2 protein-coding genes are annotated in these 1195 nt (G+C 61.3%); one reads left to right on the forward strand and one right to left on the reverse strand.

Annotated features, from left to right (window positions below; translation table 11 throughout):
• Positions 1-433: MerR family transcriptional regulator (locus FHS78_RS19180; protein ID WP_167096127.1), on the reverse strand; the 433-nt coding region annotated here is incomplete at its 3' end.
• A 76-nt stretch (positions 434-509) separates the two neighbouring features.
• Here FHS78_RS19180 and FHS78_RS19185 point away from each other — a divergent pair.
• The coding region (locus FHS78_RS19185) for a phenylacetate--CoA ligase family protein (RefSeq protein WP_484555879.1) at positions 510-1195 on the forward strand (686 nt) is incomplete at its 3' end.

Genomic DNA, 1195 nt, shown 5'->3' on the forward strand with positions numbered 1-1195 from the left:
ATCCTCGTGCTCGAGCATGTGATGGCACTTCCGGATGACCGGGAGGGTCAGCGAGAACTTCGATGACCCGGCAGTTTGCGACCTTCCCGTTATCGCATTCTCTGATCATCCGGGTCAGTTCTGTCCTCAATCCCAGCAGGCGTCGGATTCGGCTCTCGACGGCTTCGAGCTGGTCGCTGGCAATGCGGCTGACTTGCTCGCAGGAGGCCTGGGGCACTTCCTGCAGAGCAAGCATCGTCTTGATGGCCGCGATGTCGAAACCGAGATCCCTGGCGTGTCTGATGAACGTCAACCGACGAACATCCTCCGCGCCGTAGAGGCGTCGTCCGCTGTCGGTTCGGGGCGGCGGGGGTATCAGCTCGATCCGCTCATAATAGCGGATCGTCTCGATATTGACGCCCGTATGTTTGGACAAGGCTCCGATAGCGATCATTTGCCGCTTGCTTCTGTAGTGGCTACAGGATGTACGTATAGCAAGTAGTCAGAGGTGTGTGAACCCGAGAACGACTGTGAGCGAGCATGTCATAGGCCTGATCTGGGACGCGTGGCGCGTTCGAAAGGGCGGTGCCGGCGCAATCGAGCAACGCCAGCGCGCCCGTCTCGCTGACATGGTCGCCCACGCGCGGGCCAACTCGCCGTACTATCGTGAGCTGTACCGTGATCTGCCGGATCGGGTTGAAAGCGTCGAGCAGCTTCCCATCACCGACAAGAAGACGCTCATGGAGCGCTTCGACGAATGGTGCACCGATCGAGACGTGACACTCGAAGCCGCAGAGGCCGTTGTCGGCGATCCAGGTCGGATTGGAGAGCGGTTCCTCGGAAAATACACGCTGGCTACCACTTCAGGCACGACCGGCCGCCGCGGAATATTCCTGACCGACGATCGCACGATGGCGGTCGTGACAGCCATGATGCTCCGCTGGATAGGTGACTGGCTCAGCCCGAGCGACATACTCAAGATCATCGCCCGCCGCGGACGATTGGCGATGGTCATGGCGACGGGCGGCCATTTTGCGTCGGCCGTTGCCGCGGCACGCCTGAAGAAGCGGCGCGGAAAACTCGTAGAAGTGCTCTCCGCGCACATGCCGATGGCGGAGCTTGTCGAGCGACTGAACCGCTTCCAGGCGGCGCTGCTTACACCCTACGCCAGCATGGCTGCCCTGTTGGCCGACGAACAGGAAGCCGGGCTGCTCCA

Source organism: Parvibaculum indicum, assembly GCF_011762095.1.
Lineage (GTDB): Bacteria > Pseudomonadota > Alphaproteobacteria > Parvibaculales > Parvibaculaceae > Parvibaculum > Parvibaculum indicum.